Below are 13,822 nucleotides of genomic sequence, written 5' to 3' on the forward strand. Positions count from 1 at the left end.
GCCGACCCGGGGGCGGACGTCTGTCCGGCGGGGGAGTGGTGGTGCGGAGGTGGTCGACGTGACCGAGGGGTCGGGCCCGGCCGACGTGCCGGACCGGATGCGGGACCTCGTCCTGGCCGTGGACGCCTACCGCCGGGCCTACGCCGACGTGCTGGGCCTGGGCGTCGGCGAGGTGCTGACCATCGCCGATCTGGGACGTGAGGGCGCGCGCCCGGTCGCGATCCTGGCCACGCGCCTGGGCGTCACGGCGCCCGCGGGCACCGCGCTCGTCGACCGGTTGCAGACGAAGGGACTCGTCGTGCGCCGCCCGCACCCGTCCGACCGGCGCAGCGTCCTGGTCGACCTGACGCCCCGCGGTCGGCGCGTCGCGGACCTCATGGGGCGGCTCTTCCGCGAGGACGTGCAGGCGGCGCTCGACGGCGCCCCGGTGGAGCACCTGCGCGAGCTCGCCGACCTGCTCGACGGCCTCGCCGCCGTGCTGCGCCACCGCGCCGGCGACGTGAACCGACTGCGCCGGCGGCTCCTGCGCGCGGACACCGCCATCGACGACGTCCCCGGGGACGCGTCGGGCGTGCCGGACGATGCCGGGCCGGGGGTGGGCACCTCGTGACCGGCACCGGGCCGGCGGAGGACGACCACCGACCCGGCCCGTCGGGCCGGAGTACCCGGGCGCCGACCGGTCCCGCGGACGAACGTTCCCTCGAGCGGGCGAGGGCCCGCACGAGGAGAGGAGACCCCCATGGGCAGCACCACCGACACGCGGCGCCGGGTCGTCGACCACGCCGGGGTGGGCATCGGTCGGGCCGGCGACGACGGCTGGGTCACCGACTTCGCCGGCGTGCGCCTCGGACGGGTGCTCGACGACGGGACCGTCGAGGACTTCTCCCACGTCCACGTCGGGACGCTCGAGACCGCCGCCCCGCACCACCCGGTCGCGTGAGAGCTGGCTCCGCGGTCTTCTGGCCCTGCGACTTACGGGACCGGGTGCCCCCGCCGGTCCTGCGCTACTTCGCGCAGTCCCTGCTCCCTGGGGCGCCCGTGGTCCCCGCCGTGCGCCTGCGGATGCGGGGGTGGTTGCGGCTCGGCCGGGTGTGGCTCCCGTTCCGCGCCGACGAGGTCCTCGCGCCGCGACGCGGTTTCCGGTGGTCGGCGACGGTCGGCGGGGTCATCCGCGGCACCGATCGCGGAGGTGCGGGACCCGGACGGATGCGCTGGACCCTGGCGCGGCTGCTGACCCTGGTGGACGCCGACGGCCCCGACATCAGCCGCAGCGCCGCCGGGCGCGCGGGCGCCGAGGCGATCTGGGCGCCCGCGGCCGTCCTGCCGGGACCCGGCGTCTCGTGGACCGCGCTCGACGACCGCCACCTGCGCGTCCTCGTCGACGTCGGTGACACGCCGGTCGACCTGCACCTCCACGTCGACGACACCGGACGCCTGCGCGCGTTCCGCACGATGCGCTGGGGCGACCCCGACGGGACCGGCCACTGGGACCGGCACCCCTTCGGGGGGCGGGTCACGAGCACCCGGCGGTTCGGCACCTCCGTGGTCCCCGCGACCGGCGCGGTGGGCTGGTACCCCGACGGCCCCGGCGCCCGGCGTCGTGAGTTCTTCCGCTTCCGCCTCACCGCGCTGGTGCCGACCGACCGAACCCCGTGGTGACGTCGGGCCGGTCCGTCGGGCGGGGTCAGCGCGGGGCGACCTCGCGGACGCCGCGGCGGGCGGCCTCGGCCCGGGTCGGGGTCTTCGCGCTCGGACGGCGGGCGTCGGTCTTCGCGACGGCCCAGCCGTCGTCGGTGGGGGTGACGTGACGGTCGGACACGACTCCTCCTCCTGGGTGGGGTGTGGTGTCGGTCGGGGTCCGCGTCAGGCGACGCGGTCGGTGGGGCGGGCGCGGCCGGTGCGGACGAGCAGCCGGGTCGGCACCCGCGGCGCGTCCAGGGCACGGCGCAGTCGCGGCAGCGCGTGCTGCTCGAGGTGCGCGACGGCCGGACCGGGCGCGGCCTCGGCGTCGAGGTCGAGCTCGACGTAGAGCGCCGGCTGCGGGGCGCCGGACGTGAGCCGGACGCGTGCGTCGACCACGCCGGGGTGCGCGGTCAGGTCCGCGCGCACGGCGTCGGCGGTGACCCCGCCCGGGATCGTCGTGCGGCCCGGGGTGGCCCCGGCGGCCTCGAGCGACCAGGTCTCGCCGGCCGGTCGGCGGCGGGCCTGGGCGAGCAGCCAGCGCAGGCCGAGCAGCCCGACGACGACCCCGGCGGCGGCCGCGACCCAGGTCCACCAGGCCGGCGGCGCGGCCGGGGCGGTGAGCAGCGGGGCGCCGGGGGCGACGAGGGGCAGGCGTCCGGTCGCGATGCCGGCGACCACGCCGCCGGCGGCGAGCAGCACGATCCCCGCGAGGGCGAGCAGCCCCCGGTTCAGCCGCGCGGGTGGGTTGGTGGCACGGGACGAGCTCACGGCTCAGCGCTCCTTGCGGGTCGAGGCGACCCCGACACGGAGGCGAGGTCGACGGGCGAGGCCCAGCGCGTCGAGGTCGGCGCCGAGCGCCGCCGCGAGGGACGTGCGCAGCTCGGCCGTGCTGGCCCGGTGGGTGCGCGCGCGGACCCGCACGCGGCGGCGGCGCACGTGGACCGCGGCGCGGTCGACGCCCTCGACGGCGAGGGCGCGGCGGCGCAGCCGGGTGGCGAGGTCGGTGCGGTGCCAGCCACCGACGAGGTCGGTGCCGGCGGGCGGGGTGGCCAGGGGCAGCACGTGGCTGCACCCCGGCCACTGGGCCGCGACGAGCAGGACCACGCCGACGGCGGCGGCCACGCCCGCCCCGACGAGGACGGGCGCGGCCTGCCACGAGGTGCGGCCCAGCGTCCCGACCACCGTGTCGAGGGCGACGAGCGGCGTGCGCTCGAGCAGGGTCTGGATCGCGCTCGTGGCCACCAGCGCGCCGAGGGCCAGCAGCACGAGGGCCGTCAGCGCGGCCGGCAGGGTGCGGCGGGAGCGGCGGGTCACGCGACCACCCGCCCCGTGTCGGACGTGGCGGCGGTGTCGGAGGTGCTGACGAGGGCCGACACCGCGACGTCGACGCGCGCGACGGTGAGGCCGGAGAGCTCGCGGGTCCGGGTGGTGACGTGGTGGCGCACCGCCTCGGCGGCGGCCGCGACCGGGCTCAGGTACGGGACGGCGAGGGTGAGCTCGACGTCGAGCCGGTCGCCGGTGGGCCGGACGCGGGCCCGCGCCGGGCGGGAGCCGGTGAGGCCGGCGGGCGGACGGGACGGCGACGCCGTCGACCTCGCCGGCGGCCGCGGTGACGAGCGTCGTCACCGCGTCGTCGGCGATGGTCAGGGCGCCGCGCTCGTCGGGCGGCACGGGCGGGGTCATCGGCGCACCCGATCTCGGTCGGAGCCGGCGCCGCGCAGCTGCTCGGCCAGCTCCGTCAGGTCCAGCCGGCCGTCGGCCCAGCGGCCGGCGAGCAGGCCGACACCGCCGAGGACGAGCACGACCAGGAAGGCGCCGAGGCCGCCGAAGGCGCCGGCGAACCCGAGGGCCACGCCGGCGGCGAGGCCGAGGATGGTGTTGGTGGTGACCATGGATGACCTCCGGGAGAGGGTGCGGGGAAGGGTCAAGTGACGTCGGTGACGGCGACGTCGACGGGGTGGCCGGGCGCGCGGACCGCGACCGCCTCGCGGACCTGCTCGACGAGGCGTGTCAGCGGGGCGCCGTAGCGGGCGGCGACGGTGACCGCGATGCGGGCGGGCCCGCCGTCGCGGTCGTCGACGCGGACCCCGACCACCCGGCGGCCGGGGAGCAGGGTGGCCGCCGTGCCGTGGTCGCCGGCGACGAGGCCGGCGACCAGCGGGCACGCGACCACCGCCGCGGCGACCCGGTCGACGTCGATCCCGGCCACGACGGCCTGGTCGGCGTCGGTGCGCCGACCGGGCCCGCCGGGGCGGGTCACCGGACCCGGGCCGGGGCGGAGGCCGCCTCGTCGCCGCCCTCGTGGTCGTCGCCGGGCAGGTGCAGGTCGACGACGTCGACGTTGACCTCGACGACCTCGAGGCCCGTCATCTGCGAGACCGAGGTGATGACGTTGCGGCGGATGGCGCGCGCGAGCTCGGCGATGGCGACGCCGTGGTCGACGACGACGGTCAGGTCCACCGCGGCCTGGCGCTCGCCGACCTCGACCGACACGCCCTGGGTCGTGGAGGAGCGCCCGCCGGGGATGCGCTCGGTGATGGCGCCGAAGGCGCGGGCGGCGCTGGTGCCGAAGCCGTGCACGCCGTCGACCTGCCGCGCGGCCAGCCCGGCGATCTTCGCGACGACGCCGTCGGCGATCGTCGTGCGGCCCGCGGTGCTCTCCAACGGCGAGGTGCCGGCGGCGCGGGCCGGGGCCGTGGGGGCCGTGGGGGCCGTGGGGGCCGTGGCGGCCGTGGGGGCCGGCGAGGCGGTGGACGGGCGGGGGGCGGGGCTCGGGGCGGTCATGGTTGTCCTCCTGCTCGACGGGGATCACGGCGCCGCCCGGGGCTGGACGGCGCTGTCCGTCGAACTCATTCGGTTGGACACGAGCGAACGCGGATCCTCACGCGACCACCGACGTGACGGCGGATACAGGTGGGTGGCCCCGGAGCAGGTCCCGGTGCGGGACCCCGCGCGCTCCCGCCCGGCCCCGAGGAGCTACACGGAGCCGGCGCGCGCGGCGGGCTGGAACAGCTCGACCAGGTTGCCGTCCGGGTCGGCCACGAGGACCTGGCGCCCGCCGGGTCCGGCGACGAGGTCGCTGCGGAAGGACAGTCCCGCGCCGTGCAGTCGGGCGATCTCGGCGTCGAGGTCCTCGACGACCAGGTGGATGCGGTTGCGACCCGGCGTCGCGGCGTCCTCCGGCGTCGCCCGCGCGCCGGAGCTGGCCGGGCCGGACAGCAGGAGCCGGAGCGGCCCGCGGACGACGTCGGCGAACGCCGGCGCGAACGTCGTGTTCACGGTGAACCCGAGGTGGGTCGTGTAGAAGGCGATGGCGGCGTCGACGTCCTCGACGAGGTAGCGGACGCTGGCGTGCTCGGGATGCTCGGTCACGGCGGACCCTCCGTTCTTCCGGTCGTGGTGAGGACGGGGAGCAGGTGCCGGACGCGGGTGTCGATCTCCGCGGCGGCGCCGTCGAAGGGGTCGTCGCCGGTCCCGGTGGGGCCGGCCGCGGGGTCGCGGACGCTCCAGTGGATCGTCCGCTGCTGGCCCGGGAACGGCGGGCACACCTCGCGCGCCCTGTCGCACAGGGTGACGACGACGTCGAAGTGCCGGTCGGCGAGCGTGTCCACGCCGCGTGGCCGCTGGCCGGACACGTCGATCCCGAAGCCCCGCCGCAGGGCGCGGACCGCGCCGGGGTGCAGCTCGTCCTTGGGTCGGGTGCCGGCGCTGGTGGCCGACACCCCGGCGAGGGCGTGCCGGTCGAGCAGCGCCGCGGCGATCGGGGAGCGCGCGCTGTTGCCCGTGCACACGAACAGGACCTCGATGCGCCGGTCGGGCGCGAACGGCCGGTCGTCGTGGGGCCGCGCCAGCGCCGGGTGGAGGGCGACGCCGGTGTCGTGCAGGCCGTGCCCGCAGCGGTCGAGGTCGAGGTGGTAGTAGGTGTCGCGCCCGTCGAGGCTGCTGCGGGAGCTCGTCACCAGTCCGCCGTCGCGCAGCAGCCGCAGGTGGTACGAGACCAGGTTCTGGGGTTCCCCGACACGGGCCGCCAGCTCGCGCACGCGGTGGTCACCGGCGGACAGCTCGGTCATCAGCCGCCACCGCAGGGGATGGGCGGCCAGCCGCACGAAGGCCGGGGGCGCGGCGCGACCTGCTGAGGGCATGCCCGGCAGTGTCGCGCGTCCGCCTCCGATCCATCAAGCGTATTTGATGGATCGTGTCCGAGCCGGGACACGGGCGCGCGACCGGCCCCGTCGTGGGGACGCGGCCGGTGGGCCGTCCGCGCTAGCGTCCGGCGCCATGTCCACCGCGATGGAGGGCGGCGGGCGCTACAACGCCAACGCCTCGGCCCAGGCCGCCTCGTCCGCGTTCGGTCTCGACCTCCTCCGGGATGCCGCCGCCCGCGCGCCGCTCGGCCCGGCCGGGATCGTCACCGTCGTCGACTACGGGTCGTCCGAGGGGCAGAACTCCCTGGCGCCGATGGCGGCCGCCGTCGACGCGGTCCGGCAGGTCCGGGGTGAGGACCAGCCGGTGTGGGTGTGCCACACCGACCTGCCGGGCAACGACTTCGGGTCGCTCTTCCGCACCGTCGCGGACAGCCCGGACACCTACCGGCGACCGGGCGTGCACACCGCGGCCGTCGGCCGGTCCTTCTACGAGCAGCTGCTGCCCGCGGGCTGGGTGAGCGTCGGGTGGAGCTCCATCGCCGTGCACTGGCTCGGCGAGGTCCCGGGGCCGCTGGACGGCTTCTGGTTCAGCAGCGCGAGCCCGGAGCAGGACGCGGCCTGGGCGCGGGCCGGCGCCGCCGACTGGTCGGCGTTCCTCGGGGCGAGGGCCGCGGAGATGCTGCCGGGGGCCCGCCTCGTGAACGTCGTCGGCGCCGCCCACGGCGAGGGGCCCACGCGCCGGTCCGGGGCGGAGCGCGCCATGGACGAGGTCGCCCGCGGCCTGCAGGTGCTCGTCGACCGTGGCGTCCTGCGCGAGGCCGAACGGGACGCGATGGTGATCCCGGCCTGGTACCGCACCGCCGCCGAGTGGCGGGCCCCGTTCGGCGACGACGGCGACCTCGAGCTCGAGCAGCTGGAGTTCGTCGACATCGGGGACCCCCTGTGGCGTCAGACCGCGGAGTCCGGGGACCCCGCGGCCTACCCCGCCCGGGTCGCGACGGCCCTGCGGGTGTCCTTCGGCCCCTCGCTGCTCCAGGACCTCGACCCGGACCGGCGGGCAGCCGTCGCCGCCGAGCTCTTCGACCGTCACCTGGCCGACGCCATCGCCGCCCAGCCGGCCGAGCCGTGGTTCGACTGGCGTCTCGCCGTCATGGTCATCGCGAGACGGGGGTGACCCGGCCGGGCTCGCCCGCTCCGTGGCCGCCCGCCGGGAGCACCCCGGGACGCGTGGTCTCGACGCCCCGGCGCCGGGCCAGGGTCAGCACGGCCGCGGCGTAGAGCACCAAGCCGGCCGTCGAGAGGACGAACACCCCGGCCCCGACCTCGGTGTAGTCGGCGATGGCGTCGGTCGCGCCGTAGGCGGCCGAGGCGGTCCAGGCGGCGGTGTTGTGGACCAGGTGCAGGGCCAGGGCGGCCTCGAGGCCACCGGTCCGCAGGGTCACGACCGAGAGCACGACCGCGAACACCACGAGGTCGGCGAAGCCCCACACGCTGGCCGTCGCGCCCTCGTGGACCAGCGCGAACAGGACGGCGCTCACCGCGACACCGGGCCACGGGCTGCGGACGACGGCACCGAAGGTCTGCACGATCCAGCCCCGGAACAGGTACTCCTCGGCCGCGACCTGGAACGGCGTGAGCGCCAGCGCCACGACGGCGACCGCGAGGAACGACGACCACCCCGGGAAGGCGCGCTCGGTCGGCGCGACGAGCTCGCCCACCGCGCCGGTCAGGGCGGACACCCCGAGCGCGGGGACCAGGCAGACGGCGAGCCAGCGACCGCGCAGCCGCCCGGTGACCGACGACAACGTCCCGGGTCGGCGCCGCTCCACGACCCGCACGACCAGGAGCAGCGCGGGCAGGGTGGCGGCGATGATCGCGAGGCCGGTGCCCGCCGACCAGGCGGGATCGGCCGGGAACCCGTCGGCGGCGAGGGGGATGCCCGCGACGAGCGCGACCAGGCCGGCGGCGACCGCGGCCACGATCACGAACAGCAGGCCCGTGACGACGATCGACAGCAGCGCGGCGGGACCGTGGTACCACCGGCGGCCGGGCGTGCGGGCGAGGTGGTCGTAGGTCAGCGGGGCCGGCACGACGGCGTCGCCGGGAGCGAGGGCCTCCGGCGTCGGTGTCCCGGGCGGGTGCAGAGCAGTCATGGTGTTCCTCCGACGAGGGGGGTACGGCGCGGCAGGAGGGGCCGACGGCCCCTGCCAGCAGGGTCGACGACGCGTCGGGCGGGGTCTGTGGCGTCGCCGCGCGGATCCCGTGGCCGTCGGAGAAGTCTTCTGTCACCGGGAGGACAGGGTCCGCGGACGACCGGGACGCGTCGGAATCCGCCGCGGATCGGTGTCGAAGTCGAGCCGGCCCGTTCGTCGTGGAGGTGAGAGCACACCGACCCGCGGAGGGAGCCGACCATGACCACGACGACCCACGAGCCGATCAGTCACCGGGACCGCGCGGTCCTGCGCGCGGTCGCGGGCGGTCGCTGCCGACGCTCCGGCGAGATCGGCACCCCGCTGCTCGTCGACGGGGTGTACTGCGCCGACCAGCTGGTCGGACACCGGCTCGCCGTCGCCGGGCTCATCACCGACGGACCCGGTGCCGGTGTCCCGACGATCACCGACGGCGGCCGCGCCGTCCTCGCGGCCGCGTAGCGCGGCGCCACCCCGGCGCGGCAGGGTCGACGACCACTCGGGGGTAGCGCTGCCTCCCGTCGTCGCCACCGGGCGCCGTCGACGGGACGAACTCGGGCCGGTGTGGCCCCGTCCCGGTAACTCCGGCCCGCCCCGTGGCGACAGGGTGACGTGCTCTGCTCCGACAGGGTGTCGATCGGCTCGCCTCCAGCCACGGGGGCGGCGCCGGAGGGCCGGGTGGTCAGCCCGCCCCGGACGGACGTGAGGTGCCGATGGCGATCGAGCTCGTGGTGACACCGACCGGACTGGAGCTGTGCCTCACGGGGATCGACCGCGCCGCCGCCGGCCGCCGGGGTCTGCACGTGCCCTTCGAGCGCATCGTCGGGTCGCGGACGATGTCGCGCGCCGACGCCGTCGCCTCGAGCCCGCGCCTGCCCTGTCCGGGCCTGTGGTGTCCCGGGCGGATCCGCACCGGGAGCTGGGGGATCGGCGAGCGCCGCCAGCTCTGGGCCGTCCGCGGGGGCGCCGACGTCGTGGTCGTCTACCTCTCGGGTCGCCCGTTCCACCGCCTGGTCGTCGAGACCGGGGACTGCCGGCGGACCCAGCGCTCCGTGGAGGCCGCGCTGCTGCACAGCAAGAGGACCGCGGCCCGCGCCTCGCTGCGCGCCGTGCTCCGGGGCCGGGACGGCGAGCGGGCCCCATCCCGGCGGTGACACCGTCGACCGGTCCGCCTCCGGCGCGCGAGATCCGCGTGGCGTCCCGTCGCACGCCGTTCAGGTGACGGACACTCCGGTGGGGCAACGTCCCCGCTCGTCGCACTGCCGGAGACACCGCCTCGCCGAGAGGAACACCACCTGTGTCCGACGGACTCGCCGGGGGCCTGTCCCGCCGCAGCTTCCTGACCCGCTCCGCCGCCACCGTCGGCGGTGTCGCCCTGCTGGGCAGCGCCGAGGGCCTGTTCTCGGCGCCCAACGCGGGCGCCGCACCCGGTCCGGGGGGTCCGGGCGGCCCGGGCTACGGCCCCGTCGTGCCCGATCCGGCCGGCCGGCTCGCGCTGCCGCAGGGGTTCCGCTACACGGTGGTCGCCGAGGCCGGCGTGACCCGGCTGGACTCGGGGGAGCCCAGCCCGACCAGCAGCGACGGCATGGGCGCCTTCCCGACGCGGGCGAACGGCACCGTGCTCGTGCAGAACCACGAGCTGCGGGGGGCGCGCGCGGCGGCGGGCCCGCTGGTCGTGCCGACGCCGCCGGAGTTCACCTACGACCCGCAGGCCCCGGGCGGCACCACGACGATCACGGTGGACCGCGACGGCCGGCGCCAGGGGGAGTACGTCTCCCTGGCCGGCACGTCGACCAACTGCGCGGGCGGCGTCACGCCCTGGCAGACCTGGCTGTCCTGCGAGGAGACCGAGGACCTGGCCGGGGTCAACGGCTACACGAAGGACCACGGCTACGTCTTCGAGGTCGACCCCGAGGACCGCGCCGCGAACCGGGACCCGCAGCCGATCAAGGCCCTCGGCCGCTTCGCCCACGAGGCCGTCGCCGTCGACCCGGGCAGCAGCACGATGTACCTCACCGAGGACGCCGCCACCCCCAACGGCCTGCTCTACCGCTGGACACCGCCGCGCGGGTTCCGCGGCGGCAAGGGCGCCCTGCGCCGCCTCGGCCCCGCCGACGGCGCGTACGAGGCGATGCTCTGCCTCGACCAGGCCGGCGCGCCGGTCGACGACCTCTCGCGGGCCACCGCGGTGGGCACGACCTACCAGGTGCGCTGGACCCCGGTGCCCGACCGCGACGCCCGCGTCCTGCCCACGCGGCGGCAGCTGAACCCGCCGCAGGTCACCCGCGGCCGCAAGCTCGAGGGCTGCTGGTGGGGCGACGGCGGTGCGTACGTCGTCAGCAGCTTCGCCCGCGCGGAGAGCCCCGTGCCCCACTACGGACAGGTCTGGTTCCACGACCCGCGGCGCGGGACGCTGACCCTCAGGCTGCGCTTCGGGGTCGACCCGGACCCCGACCAGGGCGGGAGCACGTACGACGGGCCGGACAACATCACCGTCTCGCCGTGGGGCGGGGTGATCCTGGCCGAGGACGGCGAGGGCGTGCAGCACCTGGTCGGCGCCACCCCGGGCGGCCAGACCTACCCGATCGCGCGCAACGACCTCAACACCAACGAGATGGCCGGTCCGGTCTACTCGCGGGACAAGCGCGTGCTGTTCGCCAACCTCTACGAGCCCGGGATCTGCTACGCCATCACCGGCCCCTGGCGCAGCCAGCGCTGAGCGCACCCGTCACTGGGCGAGGGTGGGGGACCGTCGCGACCACCGTGGTCGGTCGACCTCCCCGACGACGAAGGCCGCGAGGTCGGCCCGGGTGATGGTCCGGCCCCGGGCCGGGGTGGTGCCGTCGAGGACGCGGTAGGTACCGGTGGGGTCCCGGTCGAGGAGCAGGACGGGCCGCACGAAGGTCCAGTCGAGGCTGCTGGCGCGCACGGTCCGCTCCATGGCGCGCATGTCGGCGTACAGCTCGCGGAGGAGGGGCCGGACGAGCACGCGGTACCAGAGGGCGAGCTCGGGATCGTCGTCGCGCACCCCGGCGGAGGTGATGCCGATGAAGCGCTCGACGCCGCAGCGTTCCATCGCGGCGACGGTGGCCCGCGCCCCGTCGGAGTAGAGGGCCTCCGCGCGCCGACCCGGTGGGCCGGCCGCGAAGACCACGACGTCCTGGCCCTCGACCGCGGGCGCGAGGCTCTCTCCGTCCCGCACGTCGACGCGCGCGACGACCGGGCGGCGATCCTCGTCGAGGTCGGCCCCGAGGCCGAGGGCGCGGAACCGGTCGGGGTCGCGGACGCCGGCGGTGACGCGGTGCCCCGCGCGGAGCGCTGCGGAGACGACCTGGCGGCCGCTGCCCCCGCCGGCCCCGAGGACGAGGACGTGGCGGGGGACGCTCACGCGACGACCCGCACCCGTCGCGACACGGCGGACGTCGTCCGGCCGCGTCCGGTCGCGCCCCGGCGTACCCGGTGCCACGCCGCGAGGGTGGGGAGGCCGGCCCGGGCGGCCGCGCTCGCGAGCGGGTGGGCGAGCCGCTGCATCGATCGCAGGACGCCGAGGGCGTCGCGGACGCGGTCGGGTGCGTAGCCGGCCATGGTGCTCTGGAACCGCAGCGTCGCCAGCGCGATCGTCGACCCGCCGTCGCGCGCGGCGACGAGCTCGGTGGCGAGGTGGCCGGCGTCGCGGATGGCCGTGGCGGCCGACCCGCCGCCCGTGGGGGGCATGGCGTGGACGGCGTCGCCGAGCGCGGTGACCGGTCCGGCGGGCCACGGCGTGAGGTCGGCGTCGGGGTCGCAGGTGTGGTAGCCGAAGAAGGCCGCGGTGGTCGGGTCGGTGCCGGCGAGGAGGGTCCGCAGGTCCTCGGCCCACCCGCCCAGGGCGCCGACGGCGACGTCGACGAGCGCCGGGCCCTCGGGCCGTGTCCCGTCGGGGCGCAGGTCCGCGTCCGGCCCGATGAGCCCCCAGATCAGCGCGGGCGCCTCGGTGATCGGCGAGACGTCGCGACAGGTCGCGGGGTCGACCGCCGCCCCGGACGCCGGGTCGTGCGCGGTGAGGAACATCCCGAGCCCCCGTGGCCCGATCGCCAGGCCCGGGCCGCCCTCGAGGATCGCGGGCAGGCGGCCCCGGGTGTCGGCGTCCAGCGGGATCCGGGCGGCGATGCAGCCGTAGCCGCACGGCACCGAGGTGGGTCGACCGGCCAGGGCCGCCGCGACCCGGGAGCGCGCGCCGTCGGCGCCGACGAGGACGTCGGCGACGTCGGTGCTGCCGTCGGCGAAGCGGGCGACGACGCGTCCGTCGTCACGCACCTCGTGGCCGGTGTAGGTGGCGCCGAACCGGATCCGGTCGCCGAGGCCGTCGGCGAGCAGCGTCCGCAGGGGCACCCGGCCGATGAACAGCGCCTCGTCGGTGGCGTCGAAGGTCTGCTCGGACAGCGCCCGCAACCGGTGGTCCGCGAACGTCAGCCGGCGCGACGCCGCGGGCGGGGCCGAGCTGCCCAGCAGCGCCTGGTAGTGCCCGGGGGTCAGGTGCCGGCGCAGGGTCTCGCACGCCGGGGCGTCGAGGGCCAGCCGGTAGCCGCCCGTCGCCCCGATGTGGGCGTCGCGGTCGTGCACCGCCACCTCGATGTCCGCACGGCGCAGGGCCTGGGCGAGGGCCAGGCCCCCGATGCCGGCCCCGATCACGCTGACTCGCATGTCGTCCTCCTCCTCTGAATCAGACAACTGATAACGTACGCCCATGGCGAAGGACGCGCTGACCGCACAGAACCTGGTGCAGACCGCCCACGTCGTCGGGTTGCGGTTCAGCGAGCTGTTCGCCGGGATGGACCTCACGCCGACCCAGTTCGCCGTCCTCATCGAGCTCGAGCGTCTCGACGACGGGGAGGAAGGGCTGACCCAGGCCGAGCTGGCCCGACGCGTCCTGGTCCGCCCGCAGAGCGTCGGCGTGCTGCTGACCTCGCTCGTCGAGCAGGGACTCGTCACCCGGACCGGCCCCGGTGGGCGCGGACGGCGCGTCGGCATCGCGCTCACCGAGGCGGGACGGGCGGCCCTCGAGCGCGCGTGGCCGCCGGTGCGGGCCTTCAACACACCCGCCGCGCTGGGCCTCACCCCGGCGCAGGCCGGGATGCTCGACGAGCTCCTCGAGCACGTCCGCCGGGCACTGCGAGCAGATGACTGATGGTCGAGCTCCCGTGTGCGCGACCCGGCGAGGACGGGGACGTGCCTCGCCGACCGGGGTCACCGAGCGGGTCGGGCGACCTGCTCGCGCAGCGCGGGGAACCGCCGGACCCACCGGCGCTGCCAGGGCGTCTGGGTGGCGCGGTGGTGGAAGTGCTGCCGGGTCCAGCTCACGGCGTGGTCGGCCGGGAGCCCGTCCAGGATCGCCAGGCAGGCGATGACGGTCCCGGTCCGGCCCTTGCCCGCCCGGCACGCCGCCTCGACCCGCCGGCCGGCGCGGGCGTAGCGGTGGAGCCGCTCGATCGCCCGGGCCGCGTCGAGGGGGTCGTTCGGGATGCCGAAGTCGGGCCAGTCGAGCCACCCGTGCGACCAGGTGGGTGTGTAGTCGACGCCCAGGTAGAGGCCGTAGTCCGGGGTGCTCCCGCCGGGCAGTGGGTTCTCCACGCCCCGCCCCCGGACGACGGTGCCGCCGGGGAGGACGAGGGCCGCTCGCCAGTCGTCGAGGATCACGTCCCGGGCCGCCACCGCTCCACTGTGCCCTACCGTTCGGGCGCCACGGGGACGTGGCGCGCGAGACGGGGCGGGGCCGGTCCGGCCGCCGGAAAATAGTTGCCGATCGCGGCGCCGTGGACCGGCCAA

Annotated in this window: 21 protein-coding genes; 8 read left to right on the forward strand and 13 right to left on the reverse strand. The window is 77.0% G+C overall.

What is annotated here, in order from left to right:
* The first annotated feature begins 58 nt into the window (after positions 1-58).
* The 3 genes from PH190_RS12350 (at position 59) to PH190_RS12360 (ending at position 1,659) form a co-directional block, all read left to right on the forward strand.
* Positions 59-610, forward strand: coding sequence for a MarR family winged helix-turn-helix transcriptional regulator (locus PH190_RS12350; protein WP_274231809.1), 552 nt, complete (start codon positions 59-61; stop codon positions 608-610).
* A gap of 129 nt (positions 611-739) precedes the next feature.
* Positions 740-940, forward strand: a complete 201-nt coding sequence (locus PH190_RS12355; protein WP_274231810.1) for a hypothetical protein — start codon at positions 740-742, stop codon at positions 938-940.
* Positions 941-984: 44 nt separating this feature from the next.
* On the forward strand, positions 985-1,659 hold the full coding sequence (locus tag PH190_RS12360) for a DUF6544 family protein (RefSeq protein WP_274231811.1): 675 nt from the start codon (positions 985-987) through the stop codon (positions 1,657-1,659).
* A 25-nt stretch (positions 1,660-1,684) separates the two neighbouring features.
* Here the strand turns inward: PH190_RS12360 and PH190_RS12365 are convergent, their stop codons facing one another.
* The 9 genes from PH190_RS12365 to PH190_RS12405 all read right to left on the reverse strand — a co-directional run bounded on the left by PH190_RS12365 (position 1,685) and on the right by PH190_RS12405 (position 5,825).
* The gene (locus PH190_RS12365) at positions 1,685-1,819 is read right to left on the reverse strand and encodes a DUF2188 domain-containing protein (protein WP_274231812.1); all 135 of its coding nucleotides are present in this window, start codon (positions 1,817-1,819) and stop codon (positions 1,685-1,687) included.
* Between the two features lie 44 nt (positions 1,820-1,863).
* Positions 1,864-2,451, reverse strand: coding sequence for an alkaline shock response membrane anchor protein AmaP (locus PH190_RS12370; protein ID WP_274231813.1), 588 nt, complete (start codon positions 2,449-2,451; stop codon positions 1,864-1,866).
* A gap of 3 nt (positions 2,452-2,454) precedes the next feature.
* Positions 2,455-2,997 (reverse strand): DUF6286 domain-containing protein, encoded by a 543-nt coding sequence (locus PH190_RS12375; RefSeq protein ID WP_274231814.1) that lies wholly within the window; start codon positions 2,995-2,997, stop codon positions 2,455-2,457.
* Positions 2,994-3,128, reverse strand: a complete 135-nt coding sequence (locus tag PH190_RS12380; RefSeq protein WP_274231815.1) for a hypothetical protein — start codon at positions 3,126-3,128, stop codon at positions 2,994-2,996. Before PH190_RS12380 ends, PH190_RS12375 begins: the two co-directional genes overlap by 4 nt.
* A gap of 234 nt (positions 3,129-3,362) precedes the next feature.
* Positions 3,363-3,575 (reverse strand): DUF2273 domain-containing protein, encoded by a 213-nt coding sequence (locus PH190_RS12385; protein WP_274231816.1) that lies wholly within the window; start codon positions 3,573-3,575, stop codon positions 3,363-3,365.
* Positions 3,576-3,607: 32 nt separating this feature from the next.
* On the reverse strand, positions 3,608-3,943 hold the full coding sequence (locus PH190_RS12390) for a hypothetical protein (RefSeq protein ID WP_274231817.1): 336 nt from the start codon (positions 3,941-3,943) through the stop codon (positions 3,608-3,610).
* Positions 3,940-4,467, reverse strand: a complete 528-nt coding sequence (locus tag PH190_RS12395) for an Asp23/Gls24 family envelope stress response protein (RefSeq protein ID WP_274231818.1) — start codon at positions 4,465-4,467, stop codon at positions 3,940-3,942. The genes PH190_RS12390 and PH190_RS12395 overlap by 4 nt, the downstream gene beginning before the upstream one ends.
* 192 nt (positions 4,468-4,659) lie before the next feature.
* A complete protein-coding gene (locus tag PH190_RS12400) occupies positions 4,660-5,055 on the reverse strand; it encodes a VOC family protein (RefSeq protein ID WP_274231819.1) in 396 nt (131 codons plus the stop codon).
* Positions 5,052-5,825 carry an arsenate reductase/protein-tyrosine-phosphatase family protein gene (locus tag PH190_RS12405; protein WP_274231820.1) on the reverse strand — a complete coding sequence of 258 codons (774 nt, stop codon included), beginning with the start codon at positions 5,823-5,825 and terminating at the stop codon, positions 5,052-5,054. Before PH190_RS12405 ends, PH190_RS12400 begins: the two co-directional genes overlap by 4 nt.
* A gap of 136 nt (positions 5,826-5,961) precedes the next feature.
* Here PH190_RS12405 and PH190_RS12410 point away from each other — a divergent pair, with 136 nt between their 5' ends.
* Positions 5,962-7,002 (forward strand): class I SAM-dependent methyltransferase, encoded by a 1,041-nt coding sequence (locus PH190_RS12410; protein ID WP_274231821.1) that lies wholly within the window; start codon positions 5,962-5,964, stop codon positions 7,000-7,002.
* Here PH190_RS12410 and PH190_RS12415 read toward each other — a convergent pair.
* Positions 6,983-7,981, reverse strand: coding sequence for a CPBP family intramembrane glutamic endopeptidase (locus tag PH190_RS12415; protein WP_274231822.1), 999 nt, complete (start codon positions 7,979-7,981; stop codon positions 6,983-6,985). The genes PH190_RS12410 and PH190_RS12415 overlap by 20 nt on opposite strands.
* Before the next feature lie 258 nt (positions 7,982-8,239).
* Here PH190_RS12415 and PH190_RS12420 point away from each other — a divergent pair, with 258 nt between their 5' ends.
* The 3 genes from PH190_RS12420 (at position 8,240) to PH190_RS12430 (ending at position 10,736) form a co-directional block, all read left to right on the forward strand.
* Positions 8,240-8,479 (forward strand): hypothetical protein, encoded by a 240-nt coding sequence (locus PH190_RS12420; protein ID WP_274231823.1) that lies wholly within the window; start codon positions 8,240-8,242, stop codon positions 8,477-8,479.
* A 251-nt stretch (positions 8,480-8,730) separates the two neighbouring features.
* The gene (locus tag PH190_RS12425) at positions 8,731-9,171 is read left to right on the forward strand and encodes a hypothetical protein (RefSeq protein WP_274231824.1); all 441 of its coding nucleotides are present in this window, start codon (positions 8,731-8,733) and stop codon (positions 9,169-9,171) included.
* Between the two features lie 143 nt (positions 9,172-9,314).
* Positions 9,315-10,736 (forward strand): alkaline phosphatase PhoX, encoded by a 1,422-nt coding sequence (locus PH190_RS12430; protein WP_274231825.1) that lies wholly within the window; start codon positions 9,315-9,317, stop codon positions 10,734-10,736.
* 9 nt (positions 10,737-10,745) lie between these two features.
* Here the strand turns inward: PH190_RS12430 and PH190_RS12435 are convergent, their stop codons facing one another.
* Together PH190_RS12435 and PH190_RS12440 are read right to left on the reverse strand one after the other, a co-directional pair.
* Positions 10,746-11,405 carry an NAD(P)-dependent oxidoreductase gene (locus PH190_RS12435; protein WP_274231826.1) on the reverse strand — a complete coding sequence of 220 codons (660 nt, stop codon included), beginning with the start codon at positions 11,403-11,405 and terminating at the stop codon, positions 10,746-10,748.
* Positions 11,402-12,700 (reverse strand): FAD-dependent oxidoreductase, encoded by a 1,299-nt coding sequence (locus PH190_RS12440; RefSeq protein ID WP_274231827.1) that lies wholly within the window; start codon positions 12,698-12,700, stop codon positions 11,402-11,404. Before PH190_RS12440 ends, PH190_RS12435 begins: the two co-directional genes overlap by 4 nt.
* Before the next feature lie 43 nt (positions 12,701-12,743).
* Between PH190_RS12440 and PH190_RS12445 the strand changes: the two genes are divergently transcribed.
* Positions 12,744-13,184 carry a MarR family winged helix-turn-helix transcriptional regulator gene (locus PH190_RS12445; protein WP_274231828.1) on the forward strand — a complete coding sequence of 147 codons (441 nt, stop codon included), beginning with the start codon at positions 12,744-12,746 and terminating at the stop codon, positions 13,182-13,184.
* Between the two features lie 59 nt (positions 13,185-13,243).
* Here PH190_RS12445 and PH190_RS12450 read toward each other — a convergent pair whose 3' ends face one another.
* Positions 13,244-13,708 (reverse strand): protein-tyrosine phosphatase family protein, encoded by a 465-nt coding sequence (locus tag PH190_RS12450; RefSeq protein WP_274231829.1) that lies wholly within the window; start codon positions 13,706-13,708, stop codon positions 13,244-13,246.
* Between the last annotated feature and the right edge of the window lie 114 nt (positions 13,709-13,822).

Origin of the sequence: Actinomycetospora straminea (genome assembly GCF_028737255.1) — a bacterium.
GTDB lineage: Bacteria > Actinomycetota > Actinomycetes > Mycobacteriales > Pseudonocardiaceae > Actinomycetospora > Actinomycetospora straminea.

What these genes read in the sequence shown, in the direction of transcription:
- PH190_RS12355 (WP_274231810.1), top strand. Translation starts at nt 740, where the DNA reads ATGGGCAGCACCACCGACACGCGGCGCCGGGTCGTCGACCACGCCGGG.
- PH190_RS12385 (WP_274231816.1), bottom strand. Translation starts at nt 3,575, where the DNA reads ATGGTCACCACCAACACCATCCTCGGCCTCGCCGCCGGCGTGGCCCTC.
- PH190_RS12395 (WP_274231818.1), bottom strand. Translation starts at nt 4,467, where the DNA reads ATGACCGCCCCGAGCCCCGCCCCCCGCCCGTCCACCGCCTCGCCGGCC.
- PH190_RS12405 (WP_274231820.1), bottom strand. Translation starts at nt 5,825, where the DNA reads ATGCCCTCAGCAGGTCGCGCCGCGCCCCCGGCCTTCGTGCGGCTGGCC.
- PH190_RS12410 (WP_274231821.1), top strand. Translation starts at nt 5,962, where the DNA reads ATGTCCACCGCGATGGAGGGCGGCGGGCGCTACAACGCCAACGCCTCG.
- PH190_RS12415 (WP_274231822.1), bottom strand. Translation starts at nt 7,981, where the DNA reads ATGACTGCTCTGCACCCGCCCGGGACACCGACGCCGGAGGCCCTCGCT.
- PH190_RS12420 (WP_274231823.1), top strand. Translation starts at nt 8,240, where the DNA reads ATGACCACGACGACCCACGAGCCGATCAGTCACCGGGACCGCGCGGTC.
- PH190_RS12425 (WP_274231824.1), top strand. Translation starts at nt 8,731, where the DNA reads ATGGCGATCGAGCTCGTGGTGACACCGACCGGACTGGAGCTGTGCCTC.
- PH190_RS12440 (WP_274231827.1), bottom strand. Translation starts at nt 12,700, where the DNA reads ATGCGAGTCAGCGTGATCGGGGCCGGCATCGGGGGCCTGGCCCTCGCC.
- PH190_RS12445 (WP_274231828.1), top strand. Translation starts at nt 12,744, where the DNA reads ATGGCGAAGGACGCGCTGACCGCACAGAACCTGGTGCAGACCGCCCAC.